The organism is Streptosporangium sp. NPDC005286 (genome assembly GCF_040607515.1).
Lineage (GTDB): Bacteria > Actinomycetota > Actinomycetes > Streptosporangiales > Streptosporangiaceae > Streptosporangium.
Genome location: NZ_JBEXGU010000397.1, coordinates 1 through 1,621 on the forward strand (window position 1 = coordinate 1; position 1,621 = coordinate 1,621).

Here is a 1,621-nt window from a genome sequence, read left to right on the forward strand (position 1 = left end):
ACCGGCGCCACCGCTACCCCCGATCCCCCCCCTCCGCGAGGGCGGCCACGTGGCCCGGCGCCCCCCCGCGGGCCCCACCCCGCCGCGGGCCCCCCCGGGCGGCGAGGTCGGTTCGGCTCCGTCGCCCCACCGCGACGAGGCTCCGCCGCGCCGCTCAACGGGCGGCCTCCGCGGTGAGCCGGTCCGCGAGCCGGGTGACGACCCCGCCCTCGGCGAGATCGTGCGCCACCGCGCAGGCGCGCGCGATCGTCGCCGCCGGCGAGGAACCGTGCGCGACGACGACGGTGCCGATCAGGCCGAGCAGCGCCGCCCCGCCGTAGGCCTCCGGAGCGTAACGGCGGGCCACCGCCCGCAACTCCTCGGCTCCGGCGGCACCGGAACGCGCCACCAGCGTCAGCGCGGCCCGCACCGAACCCTCGACGTTCTTGAGCACCACGTTCCCGGTGAAACCGTCGGTGACGATCACGTCGACGGTGCCCGCGAGCACGTCGTGTCCCTCCACGTTGCCGCAGAAGCGCAACGGCAGCCCGGCGAGCAGCTCACCGGCCCTGCGGGTCAGCCTGTTGCCCTTGCCGGGTTCCGAGCCGATCGACAACAGGCCCACCGACGGGTCGGCGACACCGAGCACGAGCTGGGCGTAGGAGGCGCCGAGCAGCGCGAACTGGGCGATCATCTCCGGGGTGGGGTCGGAGGTCGCCCCGGCGTCGATCAGCACGGTCGCGCCGCCGGTGACCGAGGGCAGCGCGATGGCCAGGGCGGGCCGCAGGACGCCCGGGGCACGCCCGATGCCGTGGATGGCGCACGAGACGACCGCGCCCGTGGAACCGGCCGACACGAACGCCGACACCTCCTTCCGCCGTACGAGGTCGCAGCCGACCGTCAGGCTGGTCGTGGTGGAGAAGACCGCTCCCGCGCCCCGTTCGGTCATCGGGACGACGTCCTCGGCGTGCACCACGCCGATCTCGCCGACGGCGCCGTGGCGGGCGAGCTCGGCGCGGACGGCGCCGGAGCGGCCCACGAGCACCACGGGGATTCCGAGCTCACGCCGGGCCGTGACCGCCCCGGCGACCGTCTCGCCCGGTCCGTGGTCTCCGCCCATCGCGTCGACGGCCACCGGCTCCGACATCACACCCTCCCGACGACAGCATTGGACGACCTCGCACCGGACGACCTCGTGCCGGCCCCACCCGGCCGGTTCACGGCACCTCGGCGATTCGTAGCGGTCCACGGTCAGGTCGGCCCGCATCGAGCGCAGGAACGCCGTCACGTCATCGTGATCGATACCGAAGGAGCGCATGGTCTGCGCGAACGCGGGGAGCACCGGGTCGTCGGTGGTGCCACCCTCCAGCGTGACGGCCAGTCGCGCGGCGGCCAGCCGGACCGCGGCGGCGAGGCCGCCGAGACCCGCGCCGATCACCACGACATGGCTCACGCGCTCCTCCTCGTCGCCAGGTCCGCGGGGTCCGCGCGTACGCGTTCGGATGCGTCTGGCCGGTGGCAGGCGCACGGCCCATGATCAATGGCGTCGGACGACCCATCCCCGGACCGGGCTGCGGATAAATCAACTCATCGCGCAAGAAGGCGTAAAGACGGCGTCGGCTCCCCGGCCCTTGAAGGGCCG

Annotated in this window: 1 protein-coding gene; it reads right to left on the reverse strand. The window is 74.6% G+C overall.

Translation table 11 applies throughout. The features are described 5' to 3' along the window. Positions 1 to 154: 154 nt before the first annotated feature. Positions 155 to 1,432, reverse strand: a complete 1,278-nt coding sequence (gene plsX / locus ABZU75_RS46395) for a phosphate acyltransferase PlsX (protein WP_355569976.1) — start codon at positions 1,430 to 1,432, stop codon at positions 155 to 157. Positions 1,433 to 1,621 lie beyond the last annotated feature (189 nt).